The organism is Algoriphagus aquatilis, assembly GCF_042657405.1.
Lineage (GTDB): Bacteria > Bacteroidota > Bacteroidia > Cytophagales > Cyclobacteriaceae > Algoriphagus > Algoriphagus aquatilis.
The window spans coordinates 1-917 of sequence record NZ_JBHSKS010000035.1 but is presented as its reverse complement, the minus strand read 5'-3'; the positions used below and the strand labels follow the sequence as shown (position 1 = coordinate 917).

Below are 917 nucleotides of genomic sequence, written 5' to 3'. Positions count from 1 at the left end.
TGAATCCATCCTTTGAATTCGGTCGGATTACCGTTGATATCCACCACAGAAAGGATGTAGAAGTAGGTACCAGATACCAGTCCTTCTCCAGCCCAATCGTTTTGATACCCTTTCTTCTGGAATACGTGGTCTCCGTAGCGGTTGAAGATGATCAGCTCATTGGACACAAACTTGCCCAGACCGTTGATCACAAACGCATCGTTTTTACCGTCTCCGTTTGGCGTAATCACATTGGACAGGAAGAACGGCTTCACCGTCACCGAAGTAGTGGAACTGTTGTCATTCGGACTCAACTCTCTGGCAGGTGAAGTCACCGTGGCTGTATTGCCGATCGATTTTTCTCTGCCGTCAGTCAACGGATTGGCCTTCACCACTACCGTGATCTCTGCTGACCTGCCTGCCGGCAAGGATGCAAATGTCCACTTCACTTCCTGACCCGATACGCTGGTCACTGCAGTGGCTCCGGTCACTGTAGAAGACAGGTATCGGAAGCCTGCATCTAGCCTGTCTGTCACCACTACTGCACTTGCGTCGGTATTGCCGTTGTTTTCCACGCGGATCACAAACTCCATTTGATCCCCTTCAAACTTGCTCGGGGTCACCGCGCTCTTGAATACTCTCAAGTTTACACCATGGAACACTTCCACGATGGCCATCGCTTCGGAGCAGTTGGTTGGATCATTCACATCACAGATCGAGTAAGTCACCACATATCTGCCCGGAGCTGCACCTTTTGGTACATTCAAGTTGCCGTTTGCATCGATGGTCACTCCGGTCAATCCACCGTTGTTGACCACTTTAATCTTAACCTCGGATGGTTTCACCGGCTTACCGTTGATCAGGTCGTTGGTCAGCACATTGCCTGCAACTCCACCCAACAGACCGTTGATCTCATTAGCTTGGAAGTTGTCCATCAC

Annotated in this window: 1 protein-coding gene; it reads right to left on the bottom strand. The window is 50.4% G+C overall.

What is annotated here, in order from left to right:
- Nucleotides 1-917, bottom strand: a 917-nt coding sequence (locus ACFPIK_RS18135; protein ID WP_377917875.1) for a T9SS type B sorting domain-containing protein, incomplete at both ends; no start/stop codon positions are given.